Annotated in this window: 19 protein-coding genes; all 19 read right to left on the bottom strand. The window is 61.6% G+C overall.

The features are described 5' to 3' along the window. Positions 1-11 precede the first annotated feature (11 nt). Complete coding sequence (locus C8K58_RS12535; RefSeq protein ID WP_027603879.1) at positions 12-557, bottom strand: hypothetical protein; 546 nt, start codon at positions 555-557, stop codon at positions 12-14. A gap of 33 nt (positions 558-590) precedes the next feature. Continuing rightward, on the bottom strand, positions 591-917 hold the full coding sequence (locus C8K58_RS12530) for a hypothetical protein (protein ID WP_108573780.1): 327 nt from the start codon (positions 915-917) through the stop codon (positions 591-593). Between the two features lie 24 nt (positions 918-941). Further along, positions 942-1,250, bottom strand: coding sequence for a hypothetical protein (locus tag C8K58_RS12525; RefSeq protein ID WP_027603877.1), 309 nt, complete (start codon positions 1,248-1,250; stop codon positions 942-944). Positions 1,251-1,683: 433 nt separating this feature from the next. Further along, a complete protein-coding gene (locus C8K58_RS12520) occupies positions 1,684-2,076 on the bottom strand; it encodes a DUF2802 domain-containing protein (RefSeq protein ID WP_092355175.1) in 393 nt (130 codons plus the stop codon). Next, positions 2,077-2,559, bottom strand: coding sequence for a chemotaxis protein CheW (locus C8K58_RS12515; RefSeq protein ID WP_005790025.1), 483 nt, complete (start codon positions 2,557-2,559; stop codon positions 2,077-2,079). An 81-nt stretch (positions 2,560-2,640) separates the two neighbouring features. Next, positions 2,641-3,435 (bottom strand): CheW domain-containing protein, encoded by a 795-nt coding sequence (locus C8K58_RS12510; protein WP_027603875.1) that lies wholly within the window; start codon positions 3,433-3,435, stop codon positions 2,641-2,643. 2 nt (positions 3,436-3,437) lie between these two features. Continuing rightward, the gene (locus C8K58_RS12505; RefSeq protein ID WP_027603874.1) at positions 3,438-4,226 is read right to left on the bottom strand and encodes a ParA family protein; all 789 of its coding nucleotides are present in this window, start codon (positions 4,224-4,226) and stop codon (positions 3,438-3,440) included. Between the two features lie 51 nt (positions 4,227-4,277). Further along, positions 4,278-5,165: a flagellar motor protein MotD gene (gene motD / locus C8K58_RS12500; RefSeq protein ID WP_027603873.1), complete on the bottom strand. Its 888-nt coding sequence runs from the start codon at positions 5,163-5,165 to the stop codon at positions 4,278-4,280. A 15-nt stretch (positions 5,166-5,180) separates the two neighbouring features. Beyond that, positions 5,181-5,921, bottom strand: a complete 741-nt coding sequence (locus C8K58_RS12495; protein WP_027603872.1) for a flagellar motor protein — start codon at positions 5,919-5,921, stop codon at positions 5,181-5,183. Then, a complete protein-coding gene (locus C8K58_RS12490) occupies positions 5,921-7,054 on the bottom strand; it encodes a chemotaxis response regulator protein-glutamate methylesterase (RefSeq protein ID WP_074847404.1) in 1,134 nt (377 codons plus the stop codon). The genes C8K58_RS12495 and C8K58_RS12490 overlap by 1 nt, the downstream gene beginning before the upstream one ends. A 48-nt stretch (positions 7,055-7,102) precedes the next feature. Beyond that, positions 7,103-9,328 carry a chemotaxis protein CheA gene (locus C8K58_RS12485; protein ID WP_108573779.1) on the bottom strand — a complete coding sequence of 742 codons (2,226 nt, stop codon included), beginning with the start codon at positions 9,326-9,328 and terminating at the stop codon, positions 7,103-7,105. A gap of 11 nt (positions 9,329-9,339) precedes the next feature. After that, complete coding sequence (locus tag C8K58_RS12480; RefSeq protein ID WP_027603869.1) at positions 9,340-10,128, bottom strand: protein phosphatase CheZ; 789 nt, start codon at positions 10,126-10,128, stop codon at positions 9,340-9,342. Between the two features lie 18 nt (positions 10,129-10,146). Next, the gene (locus C8K58_RS12475) at positions 10,147-10,521 is read right to left on the bottom strand and encodes a chemotaxis response regulator CheY (protein ID WP_160385018.1); all 375 of its coding nucleotides are present in this window, start codon (positions 10,519-10,521) and stop codon (positions 10,147-10,149) included. 170 nt (positions 10,522-10,691) lie between these two features. Then, positions 10,692-11,432 carry an RNA polymerase sigma factor FliA gene (gene fliA / locus C8K58_RS12470; RefSeq protein ID WP_015885174.1) on the bottom strand — a complete coding sequence of 247 codons (741 nt, stop codon included), beginning with the start codon at positions 11,430-11,432 and terminating at the stop codon, positions 10,692-10,694. Beyond that, complete coding sequence (fleN, locus tag C8K58_RS12465; RefSeq protein WP_003192912.1) at positions 11,429-12,262, bottom strand: flagellar synthesis regulator FleN; 834 nt, start codon at positions 12,260-12,262, stop codon at positions 11,429-11,431. The genes fliA and fleN overlap by 4 nt, the downstream gene beginning before the upstream one ends. A 105-nt stretch (positions 12,263-12,367) precedes the next feature. Then, on the bottom strand, positions 12,368-13,684 hold the full coding sequence (gene flhF, locus C8K58_RS12460; protein WP_027603868.1) for a flagellar biosynthesis protein FlhF: 1,317 nt from the start codon (positions 13,682-13,684) through the stop codon (positions 12,368-12,370). 12 nt (positions 13,685-13,696) lie between these two features. Further along, positions 13,697-15,811 carry a flagellar biosynthesis protein FlhA gene (flhA, locus tag C8K58_RS12455; protein ID WP_222935394.1) on the bottom strand — a complete coding sequence of 705 codons (2,115 nt, stop codon included), beginning with the start codon at positions 15,809-15,811 and terminating at the stop codon, positions 13,697-13,699. A gap of 224 nt (positions 15,812-16,035) precedes the next feature. Next, a complete protein-coding gene (locus C8K58_RS12450) occupies positions 16,036-16,239 on the bottom strand; it encodes a cold-shock protein (protein WP_098478959.1) in 204 nt (67 codons plus the stop codon). Between the two features lie 41 nt (positions 16,240-16,280). Further along, positions 16,281-16,484 carry a DNA-binding protein gene (locus C8K58_RS12445; protein ID WP_108573778.1) on the bottom strand — a complete coding sequence of 68 codons (204 nt, stop codon included), beginning with the start codon at positions 16,482-16,484 and terminating at the stop codon, positions 16,281-16,283. Between the last annotated feature and the right edge of the window lie 93 nt (positions 16,485-16,577).

Genomic DNA, 16,577 nt, shown 5'->3' with positions numbered 1-16,577 from the left:
CCCGCGACTCACTAGAAGTTATCCATCGCGTTGCACATCGACAGCTTGCCCTTGGGCACAGGCTCCACAGCGACCCATTGCTTGGCGCCCGCCGGCAGTTCATGCAACTGGATCGAACAATTGGCATACATGGACGCCTGCACCATGTAATCCACCCCGGGCCGAGGCACGAAGGCCATGCTGGCGGAGCATTGCCGGGAATACTGCAATTGCCCCAAGTAATGAAAGGCGATCGGCGTGTTCGCCGGCACCACCAATTCCGACGACACCGCAGCCGCCCACGAATAAATCGGCCCAGGCATGCCCAGGCTTTCACCGTTGTGATCGGGGAAGCCCGCTTTCGTCGACGCCATCACCCCGGCGCCCGGCACGTTCCAGTCCAGGCAATCACGCCCCGGCACCGCGCGCACCAGACCATCGGTGATCAACCGCACGCGGGCGGTCTCGCCGGTCTGCGGTGCAACGTAGCCGGTGGACAGGGAGCGGATGTTCGCCACTTGGCCGCAGCCGGTCAGCAGCACCAGCAACGCCACGGGAACCACACGTAAAAGGCTCATCAGCAGTCAACTCGCAGAGGAATAAAGGGCCGCTTACGGCTGACGGCAATTCTGCTTGACCGACAGCTCTGGCGCCGGCTCGTACTTCACCTGCTGCAAGCCATCAGCGCCCTGGAAGATGAAGTACTTGATCCGGCAGTCCTTGAACATCGGCGAATAACCCTCAGCCCGGAAGCCTTGGCCCTCGACCTGCTTGGTCACAGCGTTGTTTCGGCTGACCACCGCGAGCACCTGGGCGTAGCTCTGGCCCATCTTCACCCCCGGCTCGCCGGTGACCGTCATCGACGAGGCGCAACCGCCCAGCCCTGCCACCGCCAATGCCAGCGCGACGCCGTACAGTCCATTGCGTAGATCGTTCATTCCTTGCTTCCTTTTAGTGATGGATCAGCGGCGGCCATCGCACACTGGAGATTCGCCAACGCGGCCAAGCTTGCACAGGTCCAGATTATCCTTGCGGGTAAAGCCAGCGTCCTTCATGCAATAGAAGTGCTTCAGTCTCTCATCGATTGAGCCGCCGCCCGTGCCCGCCACATTCTCGTACCCGCACGCGAGCATGCTGCTCTTGACGCCCTCTACAGAGACCCCGCTCTTTTGCCAATCGGTAAAATCCGGCGGCGGCGGTTGGAAGCCCCTGCCCGTGCACCCAATCAATAACACCGCGTAAACACTCAACAGCAGCCCGCTCCTCAACATCGCGTTCCTCCTCATGGTTTGCGTAGACCGCTCACCCGCCAACGCGTCCCTGGCATGGCCCGTGGCTCAACGTGAGGTCAATGCCGCTGGCACCGATGCAACGTCCCTGCAACGGATCATCGACAGGGTTGACTGGACATCTTCAGCCTGATCGCCACTGAGCACGACGCGGTCGATCTTGAAGCACGGCATTTGATTGCGCGGTAAGCGCGGAGGTGGCAACCCAAGACGGCAGCCAAACAGAGGGTTTTGCTCGAGAGGGGATCAACAGGCATGTCGCATCCTTGTGAGTGAAACGTCCTACATGCGTAGCTTGGTCATCACAAACAAGTAAAAGTGCCACGGAAAAACATGGCACGGTGACGCATCCGACACAATCAGCCGCAGGCGGCATTCAAGGCATAGCGAGAAGCGCACGGTATACACGGCACAATCAGCTTTTGTGTAATTTACTCATCAACTGCGCCTCAGCCTGGGTCAAGCCACACGACTGGGTCAGTTCATCCACGGTAGCGCCCATGCCCACCAGCTTCGCCGCCTGGGCAAATGACAGGCTGGAAGGGTCACGCTGCTCGATCTGCGCCAGCTTGTCCGGCAGCGGCGCGAGAATGGCGCGCAGTTCATGCACCTCGTCCCCGACCCTCACCGCACTCTGCTGGAAGTGATCAACCCGCTTGACCAGCTCCAGCACCCGTCGATCACGCACCGCATCGCGCTCGGCCTGCTGCATCGCCAACTCGCGCTGCTGGCGTATGTAGCGCAGCAGAAAACCCAAGGTCCCGGCCCACAACAGGGCCAGGACAATCACCGCGACCTCAAGGAACAATCAGATGCTCTCCAGTTCCGACCATTCTTCTTCGCTCATCATTTTGTCCAGCTCAACCAGAATCAACAGTTCGTTGTTCTTGTTGCATACGCCCTGGATGAACTTGGCCGATTCCTCGTTGCCCACGTTCGGCGCGGTTTCCACTTCCGATTGGCGCAGGTAGACCACTTCCGCGACGCTGTCGACCATGATCCCGACCACTTGCTTGTCGGCTTCGATGATGACGATACGCGTGTTGTCGCTGACTTCGACCGTGTCCAGGCCAAAACGCTGGCGGGTGTCGATCACCGTCACCACGTTGCCGCGCAGGTTGATGATGCCCAGCACATAGCTTGGCGCACCGGGCACCGGAGCGATCTCGGTGTAGCGCAGCACTTCCTGCACGCGCATCACGTTGATACCGTAGGTTTCGTTGTCCAGTTTGAAGGTAACCCATTGCAGGATCGGATCATCCAAACCTTGTGCGGACGCTGACTTGTTCATATCTCTGACCCCTTCAAATGCCGATGTAGGCGGCGTGTGTACTTCTTTTGGCCGCACGTTCGCGCGGCCCTTGTTGTCCCATCAACTGCGTTTGTTCACCGGCATTGCTTTAACGGCACCGCTGGCGATCAACTCGGCCAGTTCGGCAACGTCCAGCAACGCACACATGTGTTCGATCACGGTGCCTGCCAGCCAGGGCCGCTGGCCCCGATGGCTGCGCCATTTGATTTCATTCGGGTCCAGGCGCAGCGAGCGGCTGACTTGATGCACCGCCAGCCCCCATTCGTAGCCCTGCACCGAGATCACGTATTGCAAGCCTTGGCGGAAGTCATCGCGGTAGCGGTCGGGCATCACCCAGCGTGCGGTGTCCAGCACCTTGAGGTTACCGGCCTGGCTCGGCAGGATGCCCAGGAACCACTCCGGCTGCCCGAACAACGGCGTCAGTTCCTGGCCCTCCAACGAGTAGATCGAGCCCAGGCACACCAACGGCACCGCCAGGGTCAACCCGGCGACGTCGAACAGCAGACATTCAAATGGCTCGGCCGCCCAGGCCGGCCGATCATCGCCACTCACCGGCGGTGGCGTGATGCTCGGTGGCAGGTGCACTTCCACGACCGGCTCGACCACCGCAGGTACGACGGGCGCGACCACCGGGACGCTGACCGGGACGACGAGTGCATCGCGGGCCTGCTCTTCCAATACAGCCAACTGGAACTCGTCCAGGCTGCTCGAGGACGGCACTTCGACCGCCGGCTCCAGCACCAGGATAGGCTCCTGTAATTCTTCTGCGGTCGCGTCCTGCAGCAAGGCATCCAGGTAGGATTCCAGTGCCAGTTGCGGCCGGGTCTTGACCTTGAGTTCGACGGGACGGTTCATCATCAGGCCACCTGCGCCACAAGCTGCTGGGACAGCAGGTGCTTGAGCAACGCCCGGTAGGCCAGCACACCGCGGCTTTTGCCGTCGAACTGCGACGGCGTGAGCCCGGCACGGCTGGCATCACGCAGGCGGGTGTCCACCGGAATGTAGCCGTTCCAGATAGTCTCCGGGTAGGCATCGCGCAGGACGCGCAAGGTGCCCAGGGACGCCTGGGTGCGGCGGTCGAACAGGGTGGGCACGATGCTGTAGGGCAACGCCTGTTTGCGCGAACGGTTGATCATCGCCAGGGTGCTGACCATGCGCTCCAGGCCCTTGACCGCCAGGTGCTCGGTCTGCACCGGGATCACCAGTTGCTGGCTGGCCGCCAAAGCGTTGACCATCAGCACCCCGAGCAACGGCGGGCTGTCGATGATCGCGTAGTCGAAGTCCTGCCACAGTTGCGCCAGGGTCTTGGCGATCACCAGGCCCAGGCCGCTCTGCCCCGGCGACTGGCGCTCCAGGGTGGCCAGCGCGGTACTCGACGGCAGCAGGAAAATGCTTTCGTTACTGGTGGGCAGCAGCAATTGCCCGGGCAGGTCGGCCGGTACGTTGCCTTTGTGCAGGAACAGGTCGTAGTTGCTGTGCTCCAGCGCATCCGGGTCGTAGCCGAAATAGCTGGTCATCGAGCCGTGGGGGTCGAGGTCGACCACGACCACACGCTTGCCCGCCTCGGCCAGCAAGCCGGCTAAAGCGATGGAGGTGGTGGTCTTGCCGACTCCACCTTTTTGATTGGCAACTGCCCAGACTCTCATTCGGATGGTTCCTCCCGGTGGGCACACGCGCGACCGAGACATTGCATAAGGTTATTGAGCCGGCGACGGAGAATTGACGGCACTCTGCTGAACCGGCGGCTTTGCAGGGGCCGGTGCAGTTTGTGTGCCAGCGCGCTTCAAGGCCGCATCCGGTGTTGCATTGGCGGTACCAGTGCCGGTCAGGCTACGGCGCACCTCCAGGTTTCGGGACACCACCAGCACCACCCGACGGTTGCGTGCGCGGCCTTCGAGCGTGGCGTTATTGGCCACCGGCTGGAACTCGCCATACCCCACCGACGCCAGGCGTCCAGGGTTCACGCCCTGCATCGCGAGCATGCGCACGATGCTTGCGGCACGGGCCGATGACAGCTCCCAGTTGGTCGGGTACTGCGCGGTACTGATCGGCACATTGTCGGTAAAGCCTTCAACGTGGATCGGGTTTTCAAACGGTTTGAGGATCGCCGCCACCTTGTCGATGATGGTGAACGCCTGGTCGCTGGGCAATGCATCGGCACTGGCGAACAGCAGGCTGGAATTGAGCTCGATCTCCACCCACAACTCATTGCCGCGCACGGTCATCTGGTTGGAGCTGATCAGGTCGCCAAACGCGGCACTGATATCGTCGGCGATGCTTTTCAGCGGATCACTGGTGCCGCCCACGCCGGCAGCGGTTTCGTCGCTGTCGTTGACCAGCGGCTTGGCCGGGGTCACGGTCCTGGGCCGCTCTTCGCCAATCGGGATCGGCTTGAGCGAACGGTCGGCGTCGTTGAACACACCGATCAACGCCTGGGAAATGACCTTGTACTTGCCTTCGTTGATCGACGAGATGGAGTACATCACCACGAAAAAGGCGAACAGCAAGGTGATGAAGTCCGCATAGGACACCAGCCACCGCTCGTGGTTGACGTGTTCTTCAGGCTCGCGACGGCGACGGCTCATTGGCAATACTCCCCATCAATCCATGAAGCCCTGGAGCTTCAATTCGATGGAGCGCGGGTTCTCGCCCTCGGCAATCGACAGGATGCCTTCGAGCAGCATCTCGCGATAGCGCGACTGGCGCATGGCAATCGACTTGAGCTTGCTGGCCACCGGCAACAGCACCAGGTTGGCACTGGCCACCCCGTAGATGGTGGCAACGAACGCCACGGCAATGCCGCTGCCCAACTGCGACGGATCGGCCAGGTTGCCCATCACGTGGATCAGGCCCATCACCGCGCCGATGATGCCGATGGTCGGCGCGTAGCCGCCCATGCTTTCAAATACTTTGGCGGCGTTGATGTCGCGGCTTTCCTGGGTGTAGAAATCCACCTCGAGGATGCTGCGGATCGCTTCCGGCTCGGCGCCGTCCACCAGCAATTGCAGGCCTTTGCGCGAATAGCTGTCGGGTTCGGCATCGGCCACGCCTTCGAGGCCCAGCAGGCCTTCCTTGCGTGCGGTGAGGCTCCAGTTGACCACACGATCGATGCCACCGGCCAGGTCGACACGCGGCGGAAAAATGATCCAGATGAGGATCTGCATCGCACGCTTGAACGAACTCATCGGTGACTGCAGCAACGCGGCGCCCACCGTGCCGCCAATCACGATCAGCGCCGCCGGGCCGTTGGCCAGGGCGCCCAGGTGACCGCCTTCGAGGTAGTTGCCGCCAATAATGGCGACAAACGCCAGGATGATGCCGATCAGGCTCAATACATCCATCAGAGGCAGGCCTCCACCAGATGCCTGCCGATGTCGTCCAGGCTGTAGACGGCGTCGGCCAGGTCAGCCTTGACGATGGCCATGGGCATGCCATAGATCACGCAGCTGGCTTCGTCCTGGGCCCAGATCGCACTGCCGCCCTGCTTGAGCAGGCGCGCGCCTTCACGGCCGTCGGCGCCCATGCCGGTGAGCACCACCGCCAGAACTTTGTCGCCGTAGGACTTGGCCGCCGAACCGAAGGTGATGTCCACGCACGGCTTGTAGTTGAGGCGCTCATCGCCCGGCAGGATTTTGATCGCGCCACGGCCGTCGACCATCATCTGCTTGCCGCCCGGAGCCAGCAACGCCAGGCCAGGACGCAGGATGTCGCCATCCTCGGCTTCCTTGACGCTGATGCGGCACAGCTTGTCCAGGCGCTCGGCGAAGGCCTTGGTGAACGCGGCGGGCATATGCTGGATCAACACGATCGGCGCCGGGAAGTTGGCCGGCAATTGGGTCAACACGCGCTGCAAGGCGACCGGGCCGCCGGTGGAGGTGCCGATGGCGACCAGCTTATAGGCCTTGCGCTTGGGCGCAGGCGAATGGGCAGCCGCCGGTGCCGACGTCCGCACCGGCGGCGCGGCAGGCCGTGCAACCGGCGCAGGTGCCGGGCGGCCAAACGTGGAACCGGCAGGCGCCGCCGGCGCAGCAACCGGTGCCGGCGCAGGGGCTGGCGCGCTGAACAGGCTGCGGCGGTTGCTGCGGGAAATACTGTGGACTTTCTCGCACAGCAGTTGCTTGACCTTCTCGGGGTTGCGCGAGATGTCTTCGAAATTCTTCGGCAGGAAGTCCACCGCCCCCGCATCCAGCGCGTCGAGGGTCACTCGGGCGCCTTCGTGGGTCAGCGAGGAGAACATCAATACCGGGGTCGGGCAGCGTTGCATGATGTGCCGGACTGCCGTGATGCCATCCATCATCGGCATCTCGTAGTCCATGGTGATCACGTCCGGCTTCAACGCAATGGCTTGATCAATCGCCTCTTTGCCGTTGGTGGCCGTGCCGACCACCTGGATGCTTGGATCGGCGGAAAGAATTTCCGAGACGCGGCGGCGGAAGAAACCCGAATCGTCCACCACCAGGACCTTGACTGCCATAAACACTCCGTTAGGTGGGGCGGGCAATACCGCCCTGCCCCACCAGAATCAAATACGCCGAGCGGCGTAACGCTTGAGCATGCTCGGAACATCGAGAATCAGCGCGATCCGACCGTCACCGGTGATGGTCGCGCCCGACATGCCCGGGGTTCCCTGCAGCATTTTGCCCAAAGGCTTGATGACCACTTCTTCCTGGCCAACCAGTTGATCGACGACAAAGCCGATACGCTGGGTGCCCACGGAGAGGATCACCACATGGCCTTCGCGCTGCTCTTCATGGGCGGCCGATGCAACCAGCCAGCGCTTGAGGTAGAACAGGGGCAACGCCTTGTCCCGCACGATCACCACTTCCTGGCCGTCGACCACGTTGGTGCGCGACAGGTCGAGGTGGAAGATCTCGTTGACGTTGACCAGCGGGAAGGCGAACGCCTGGTTGCCCAGCATCACCATCAGGGTCGGCATGATCGCCAGGGTCAACGGCACCTTGATGACGATCTTGGAGCCCTGGCCCTTGGTCGAGTAGATGTTGATCGAGCCGTTGAGCTGGCTGATCTTGGTCTTCACCACGTCCATGCCCACGCCACGGCCCGACACGTCGGAAATCTCGGTCTTGGTCGAGAAGCCAGGAGCGAAGATCAGGTTGTAGCACTCGGTGTCGGTCAGGCGGTCGGCGGCGTCCTTGTCCATCACGCCACGCTTGACCGCGATATTGCGCAGGATGGTCGGGTCCATGCCCTTGCCGTCATCGGTGATCGACAGCAGGATGTGGTCGCCTTCCTGCTCCGCCGCCAGGATCACCTTGCCGCCACGGGACTTGCCCGAGGCTTCGCGTTCTTCCGGGGTTTCGACACCGTGGTCGACAGCGTTGCGCACCAAGTGGACCAGCGGGTCGGCCAGGGCCTCGACAAGGTTCTTGTCGAGGTCGGTTTCTTCACCCACCAGTTCCAGGTTGATCTCTTTCTTCAACTGGCGCGCGAGGTCGCGGACCAGGCGCGGGAAGCGGCCGAAGACTTTCTTGATCGGCTGCATGCGCGTTTTCATCACGGCGGTCTGCAGGTCGGCGGTGACCACGTCGAGGTTCGACACGGCCTTCTGCATGGCTTCATCGCCACTGCTCAAGCCCAGGCGCACCAGGCGGTTACGCACCAGTACCAGCTCGCCGACCATGTTCATGATGTCGTCCAGCCGTGCGGTATCGACCCGCACGGTGGTTTCGGCTTCACTGGCCGGTTTTTCCGCGACCGGTGCCGCAGCGGCACGCGCTGGCGCCGGAGCAGCAGCCGGCGCAGGCGCAGGCTTGGCGGCGGGCGCGGCGGCTTTGGCGGCAACCGGTGCCGCCGTGGCTGCAGCAGCGGCCGGGGCGACTTCGGTGAACTTGCCCTTGCCGTGCAGATCGTCCAGCAGTGCTTCGAACTCGTGATCGGAGATCAACCCATCGTCCGCAGGCTTGGCGCCTGCAGCGGGTGCTGCCGGGGCCGCGGCCGTAGCGGCGACTGCCGGCAAGGCATCGGCCGCGAAGGTGCCCTTGCCATGCAACTGGTCGAGCAACGCTTCGAATTCATCGTCAGTGATGTCGGTGCTGGCAGAAGCGGCGGGCACCTCCGCAGCACCGGCGGCGGCACCGGCAGGCGCCACGGCGTCGGCAGCGAACTGGCCCTTGCCGTGCAATTGATCGAGCAGGGACTCGAACTCAGCGTCGGTAATGTCCTCGCTGGTCGGCGCGGCAGCCGGGGCAGCCGGGGCAACCGCAGCCGGCGCTTCGGCTTCGGCCTTGACGGCACTGAGGGAACTGAGCAGTTGCTCGAACTCGCTGTCCGTCACATCCGCTTCAGGCTCCGCCACTGGTTCCGGTACGGCTTCGACCACCGGCGCTGCCGTGGTGTCGGCCGGCTCGGCATAGCGCGCCAGGGCGGCCAGCAGTTCCGGAGTGGCTGCGGTGATCGGGGCACGCTCGCGCACTTCGCTGAACATGCCGTTGACCGCATCCAGTGCTTCGAGAATCACGTCCATCAACTCCGAATCAACGTGACGCTCACCCTTGCGCAGGATGTCGAACACGTTCTCGGCGATGTGGCAGCACTCCACCAGCTCATGGAGCTGGAGGAAGCCGGCGCCCCCTTTTACAGTATGAAAACCGCGAAAAATTGCATTGAGCAGGTTCGCATCATCCGGGCGGCTTTCCAGCTCGACCAGTTGTTCGGACAGTTGCTCTAAAATTTCGCCGGCCTCTACAAGGAAATCCTGAAGGATCTCTTCATCGGCGCCGAAGCTCATGTGGGTGCTCCTTAGAAGCCTAAACTGGATAACAGGTCATCTACGTCATCCTGACCTGACACAACGTCTTCACGTTTATCGGCATGAATCTGCGGACCTTCACCCTTGGCGAGATGTTTTTGTGGATCTTTTTCAGAGAGGATCGCTTCGCGGTCATGTTCGATGCCGGCAAAACGGTCGACCTGGCCGGCCATGAGTACCAATTTGAGCAGGTTGCTTTCCACTTCGGTGACCAACTGGGTCACACGCTTGATCACCTGACCGGTCAGGTCCTGGTAATCCTGGGCGAGCAGAATGTCATTGAGGTTGCTGGAAACCATGCGGTTTTCCTGCTCGCTGCGTGACAAAAACCCTTCGACCCGACGGGCCAGCTCACGAAACTCTTCCGCACCGACTTCACGGCGCATGAAGCGGCCCCAGTCAACGCTCAGGGCGTGGGCTTCCGTGGCCATGCCGTTGACCAGGGGCGTGGCGTTTTCCACCAGGTCCATGGTGCGGTTGGCCGCCGCCTCGGTCAGCCTGACCACATAGGACAGGCGTTCGGTGGCGTCGGTGATCTGCGAAATCTCTTCGGCCTGGGGCATGTGCGGGTCAATCTGGAAATTGACGATTGCGCTGTGCAGCTCGCGTGTGAGCTTGCCCACTTCCTGGTACAGGCCTCGGTCACGGGTCTGGTTGAGCTCATGGATCAACTGCACCGCATCGCCGAACTGGCCTTTTTCAAGGCTGTCAACCAACTGGTGAGCATGCTTTTTCAGGGTCGACTCAAAGTCTCCCTGTGACGTTTCTTTATGCTCCATAGCTCCCCCGCGATGGCATCAGCCGTGGATGCGTTCGAAGATCTTTTCGATCTTCTCTTTCAAGGCCTGTGCAGTGAATGGTTTGACCACGTAACCGTTGACCCCGGCCTGGGCGGCTTCGATGATCTGTTCACGCTTGGCTTCGGCGGTCACCATCAACACGGGAAGGCTGCGCAATTTTTCGTCGGCACGCACGTGGCGCAACAAGTCGATACCGGTCATCCCCGGCATGTTCCAGTCCGTTACCAGAAAGTCGATGCTCCCGCTGTTGAGGATCGGAATCGCCGTCAGGCCGTCATCCGCCTCGACCGTGTTTGTGAACCCAAGGTCACGCAACAGGTTTTTTATGATCCGCCGCATCGTTGAGAAGTCATCAACGATGAGGATTTTCATGTTCTTGTCCAATTCGACCTCCAAGCAGTCTTAAACGCGCCCAGCACCTGGACGCGCCATTTCAATCAACAGGCATTACACAAAAAGGACTGCCAAGGGCACCACGGCCCGAGCCCGCGAAGGCCTATCACCTTCGCGGTATCGCTTTGCAATGCTCCCCACACTGCCTGTCAGCGCGCTCGCCACTCTCCCAGACGCCCCCGCAAGCGGGCCGCGCACTGGCTATGCAACTGGCTGACACGGGATTCGCTGACCCCCAGGACCTCACCGATTTCCTTGAGGTTCAGCTCTTCGTCGTAGTACAGCGCCAATACCAACCGCTCACGCTCCGGCAAGTTGGCAATGGCGTCCGCCAACGCACCCTGGAAACGCTCATCTTCCAGGTCACGGGACGGCTCCATATGCGCGCTCGCGCCGTCCTCGTGCAGCCCTTCGTGTTCGCCGTCCTGCAACAGGTCGTCGAAACTGAACAGGCGGCTGCCCAAGGTATCGTTCAAAATCCCGTAATAATCGTCGAGACTCAATTGGAGTTCGGCCGCAACTTCGTGATCTTTAGCGTCGCGACCGGTTTTTGCTTCAATTGCACGAATTGCGTCACTGACCATGCGTGTATTGCGGTGCACCGAACGCGGCGCCCAGTCACCCTTGCGCACTTCGTCGAGCATCGCGCCACGGATGCGGATCCCCGCATACGTCTCGAAGCTCGCGCCCTTGCTCGCGTCGTACTTGGTCGACACTTCGAGCAGGCCGATCATGCCCGCCTGGATCAGGTCTTCGACCTGGACGCTGGCGGGCAGGCGTGCCAGCAGGTGATAGGCGATGCGCTTGACCAGTGGCGCATAGCGCTCGATCAACTCGCCCTGGCTGTCACGGGCAGATTTCTTGTAAGCGTTATAGCCGTTCGCTGTCATAGCACCGGTCCTGCACTCGTCTGATGCACCAATCGCTCGACGAAAAACTCCAGATGCCCCCGAGGGTTGGCAGGCAACGGCCAGGTATCGACCTTCTGGGCAATAGCCTTGAACGCCAATGCGCACTTGGAACGAGGGAATGCTTCGTAGACTGCACGCTGCTTTTGCACAGCCTTGCGCACACACTCGTCGTAGGGAACTGCACCGACGTATTGTAAGGCGACATCGAGAAAGCGATCCGTGACCTTGGTCAACTTGGCGAACAGGTTGCGGCCTTCCTGCGGGCTCTGGGCCATGTTGGCCAGGACGCGGAAGCGGTTCATGCCGTAGTCACGGTTAAGCAGTTTGATCAGGGCGTAGGCGTCGGTGATCGAGGTGGGTTCATCGCAGACCACCAGCAAGACTTCCTGCGCCGCGCGCACGAAGCTGACCACGGACTCGCCGATCCCGGCGGCGGTGTCGATCACCAGCACGTCGAGGTTGTCGCCGATGTCACTGAATGCCTGGATCAGGCCGGCATGCTGCGCCGGGCTCAGGTGCACCATGCTCTGGGTACCGGAGGCGGCCGGCACGATGCGGATCCCGCCAGGGCCCTGGAGCAGCACGTCGCGCAGCTCACAGCGCCCCTCGATCACATCGGCCAGGGTATGTTTGGGCGTCAGTCCCAGCAGAACGTCGACGTTCGCCAGCCCCAGGTCAGCATCCAGCAGCATGACGCGACGGCCAAGCTCTGCCAGGGCCAGGGACAAATTCACTGACACGTTAGTTTTCCCGACGCCACCTTTGCCGCCGGTCACCGCGATCACCTGTACGGGATGCATGCTGCCCATTTTATTTCTTTACCTTGTCTTGCTTAGACGCAGGCTACATGGCTTGGCCGCGTGAGTCGCTTGCAGACCATCGATGTAGGTACATTTCACGGTGTTCATCGCACCTCAACCCACCCGTTTTGCAGGCTTGTGGTAAAGGTCGGCGAACATATCGGCCATCGCTTCCTCGCTAGGCTCTTCTTGCATTTGCACGCTGACGGCGCGGCTGACCAGTTGATGACGGCGCGGCAGATGCAAATCATCCGGGATCCGCGGCCCGTCGGTCAGGTAGGCAACCGGTAGTTCATGGCTGATAGCCAGGCTCAACACTTCGCCCAGGCTGGCGGTTTCATCCAGTTTAGTCAGGATGCAGCCGGCCAGACCGCAACGCTTGTAGCTATGGTACGCAGCGGTAAGAACCTGTTTCTGGCTGGTGGTTGCAAGCACCAGGTAATTTTTCGACTTGATGCCACGCCCCGCCAGGCTTTCCAGTTGCAGGCGCAACGCCGGATCGCTGGCCTGCAGGCCGGCGGTGTCGATCAGCACCACGCGCTTGCGCAGCAATGGATCGAGCGCGTTGGCCAGGGACTGGCCCGGGTCGACGTGGGTGACCGGTACATTGAGGATACGGCCCAGGGTCTTGAGCTGTTCCTGGGCGCCGATGCGATAGCTGTCCATGCTCACCAGCGCGATGTTGTTCGCGCCGTACTTGAGCACATAGCGCGCCGCCAGCTTGGCCAGGGTGGTGGTCTTGCCCATGCCGGCAGGGCCGACCATGGCGATCACACCGCCCTCTTCCAGGGGTTCGATTTCCGGGGTGGCGATCATCCGCGCCAGGTGGGCCAGCAACATGCGCCAGGCCTGGCGAGGCTCTTCGATTTCGGTGGTCAGGGCCAGCAGGTCGCGGGACAACGGGCCGGACAGGCCGATGCGTTGCAGGCGGCGCCACAGGTTGGCCTGGTGCGGTTTGCTGCCTTGCAGTTGGGTCCAGGCCAGCGAACCCAGTTGCACTTCCAGCAATTCGCGCAGGCCGTTGAGTTCAAAACGCATCGAGTCGAAGACGCGCTGGTCGACTGCGGCGGCCGGGGCTGGCGCGGCAGGACGCGGCGGTTCGATGAATGTTGGCTCAACCAGCGGCTCGGCGGCGGTCAGCGGCAGGCCGGCGAACAACTGGCGATTGGTGGAGGCATCGCTGTCGCCACGCATGCTCAGCTCAGCCTGGGCCGAGACGATGCGCGAAGCGGTCTTGCGCAGCTCGTCTTCGAGTTCCATGTTCGGCACACGCGGCGCCAATGCCGAGGGGGTGTAGTCCAGGGCAGCCGTCAGCTCGACACCGCCGGCAATACGACGATTACCGATAATCGCGGCATCGGCGCCCAGCTCATCGCGGACCAGTTTCATGGCCTGACGCATATCGGCGGCGAAAAAACGCTTAACTTGCATAACCCACTACCCTCAGCCGTTGGGCCCTACTGTCGCGACGATAGTCACTTGCTTGTTGTCAGGAATTTCCTGATAAGCCAAAACGTGCAAATTCGGTACTGCCAGACGTCCAAACCGCGACAACATCGCCCGGACCGGACCCGCCACCAGCAGAATCACCGGTTGGCCCTGCATTTCCTGGCGCTGTGCGGCGTCGATCAACGAACGCTGCAGTTTCTCAGCCATGCTTGGCTCCAGCAGAACGCCCTCTTCCTGGCCTTGTCCTGCCTTCTGAATACTATTGAGCAATATCTGTTCCAACCTTGGCTCCAAGGTGATCACAGGCAGCTCGGAGTCAAGCCCTACAATGCTTTGCACGATTGCGCGGGACAATCCGACACGCACCGCCGCCACCAGCGCGGCGGTATCTTGACTCTTGGCGGCATTGTTGGCGATAGCCTCGGCAATGCTGCGAATGTCGCGTACCGGCACCTGTTCGGCCAGCAGCGCCTGCAGCACCTTGAGCAGTTGCGACAACGACAGCACGCCCGGCACCAGCTCTTCTGCCAGTTTTGGCGAGGCCTTGCCCAGCAAGCCCATCAATTGCTGGACTTCTTCGTGGCCGATCAGCTCGTGGGAGTGCTTGTACAGGATCTGGTTGAGGTGGGTGGCGACCACGGTGCTGGCGTCCACCACGGTGTAGCCCAGGGACTGCGCCTGGCTGCGCTGGCTGATTTCGATCCACACCGCCTCCAGGCCAAAAGCCGGATCTTTGGCGGTAATGCCGTTGAGGCTGCCGAATACCTGGCCGGGGTTGATTGCCAGCTCGCGGTCCGGGTAGATCTCGGCTTCAGCCAGAATCACGCCCATCAGGGTCAGGCGGTAGGCACTCGGGGCCAGGTCGAGGTTGTCGCGGATATGCACGGTGGGCATCAGGAAGCCCAGGTCCTGGGACAGCTTCTTGCGCACGCCCTTGATCCGCGCGAGCAACTGGCCGCCCTGGTTGCGGTCCACCAGCGGAATCAAGCGGTAGCCGACTTCCAGGCCGATCATGTCGATCGGGGTCACGTCGTCCCAGCCCAACTCCTTGGTTTCCTGGGCGCGGGCCGGGGACGGCAGCAGTTCCTGCTGGCGGGCGATCTCTTGCTGGGCCTGGACCTTGACCGCATTCTGCTTTTTCCAGAACAGGTAGGCCGCGCCGCCGGCCAGGGCCGCCATGCTCAGGAACGACACATGGGGCATGCCCGGCACGATCCCCATGATCGCCATGATGCCGGCCGCCACGGCCAGGGCCTTGGGCGAGGCAAACATCTGGCGGCTGATCTGCTTGCCCATGTCTTCGGAGCCCGAAGCACGGGTCACCATGATGGCGGCAGCTGTAGATAACAACAGTGATGGCAATTGCGCCACTAAACCGTCACCGATGGTCAGCAGGGCGTACACCTTGCCCGCATCGCCGAAGGTCATGCCGTGCTGGAAGATCCCGACCGCCATGCCGCCGATCAGGTTGATGAACAGGATCAGCAGGCCGGCGATGGCGTCACCGCGCACGAATTTGCTGGCACCGTCCATGGAACCGTAGAACTCGGCTTCCTGGGCGACTTCCAAGCGACGGGTCTTGGCCTGGTTCTGGTCGATCAGGCCGGCGTTGAGGTCGGCGTCGATAGCCATCTGCTTGCCGGGCATGGCGTCGAGGGTAAAGCGTGCGCTCACCTCGGAAATCCGTCCGGCGCCCTTGGTCACCACCACGAAGTTGATGATCATGAGGATCGCGAACACCACGATACCGACCACGTAGTTACCGCCGATCACCACCTCACCGAAGGCCTGGATCACCTTACCGGCAGCGGCGTGGCCGTCCTGGCCGTGGAGCATGACCACACGGGTGGACGCCACGTTCAGCGCCAGGCGCAACAGGGTTGCCACCAGCAGGATCGTCGGGAACACCGCGAAATCCAGCGGCCGCAAGGCGTAGACGCACACCAGCAGGACGACGACGGACAGGGCGATGTTGAAGGTGAAGAACACGTCCAGCAGGAACGGCGGCATCGGCAACATCATCATTGCCAGCATGACCAGCAACAACAACGGCACACCCAGATTGCCCCGCGAGAGGTCAGTCAGGGTGCCACGGGCCGTGCTGAACATTTGAGAGCGATCCACCACCGATATTCCTCGTTTCCTTGAAGCAAACTTTTGACGCCGGGAGGCGTCCTGGAGGCGGTATTGCAAGAAGCCTTCCAACTTTGCTTTTGAGGAGGTGGATCGCTACAGGCGCCCGAGTTCTATCGGATGTAAACACTCCAACGGTGAGAGAAAGGCTGCTCCCGTCCCACCGTTGGATCCGTTTGCATTTACTGCACGGGACCTTTCTATAACGGTCTCACATTGGCCGCCTGCGGCCCTTTTTGACCCGGAGTCACTTCGTATTCGACTTTTTGCTTTTCATCCAGGCTTTTGAAGCCCGCGCTGTCTATAGCGGAGTAATGGACGAATACATCCGCACTGCCGTCGTCGGGAGAAATAAACCCAAACCCCTTCTCCGCGTTAAACCACTTCACCGTGCCCGTTGCCATTGCCGTTCTCCCTAGATTTCACTCAAGAACCTGCGCCGGTGTCACAAGATAAGCCTGACCCTTGATGCATACACGCCATCGGGTCGATGGATCATCTGAAGCTCGACCTTCAAACCCACTGAAAGCCGAACCCCTTGCGAACCGAGCGAATCCACCAACACCACCTCTGCGCGATCATCCAGCACAATCACCCCCTTGCGGGACTTCGGGTCATAAGATTTGATCGTTCCCGTCACCACAGCCATCGCCACTCCCTGCATCTATTAACAGCGTGCGCGCAGTACCTGGTGGTATGGAACCGCGAGAATGGCAGGTTGGCTACTGTCAAACTTGACAGG

Source organism: Pseudomonas sp. GV047, from assembly GCF_003058245.1.
In the GTDB taxonomy this organism is placed as follows: Bacteria; Pseudomonadota; Gammaproteobacteria; order Pseudomonadales; family Pseudomonadaceae; genus Aquipseudomonas; species Aquipseudomonas marginalis.
The sequence above is the reverse complement of the archived record's forward strand: the minus strand, read 5'-3'. Positions and strand labels throughout refer to the sequence as shown.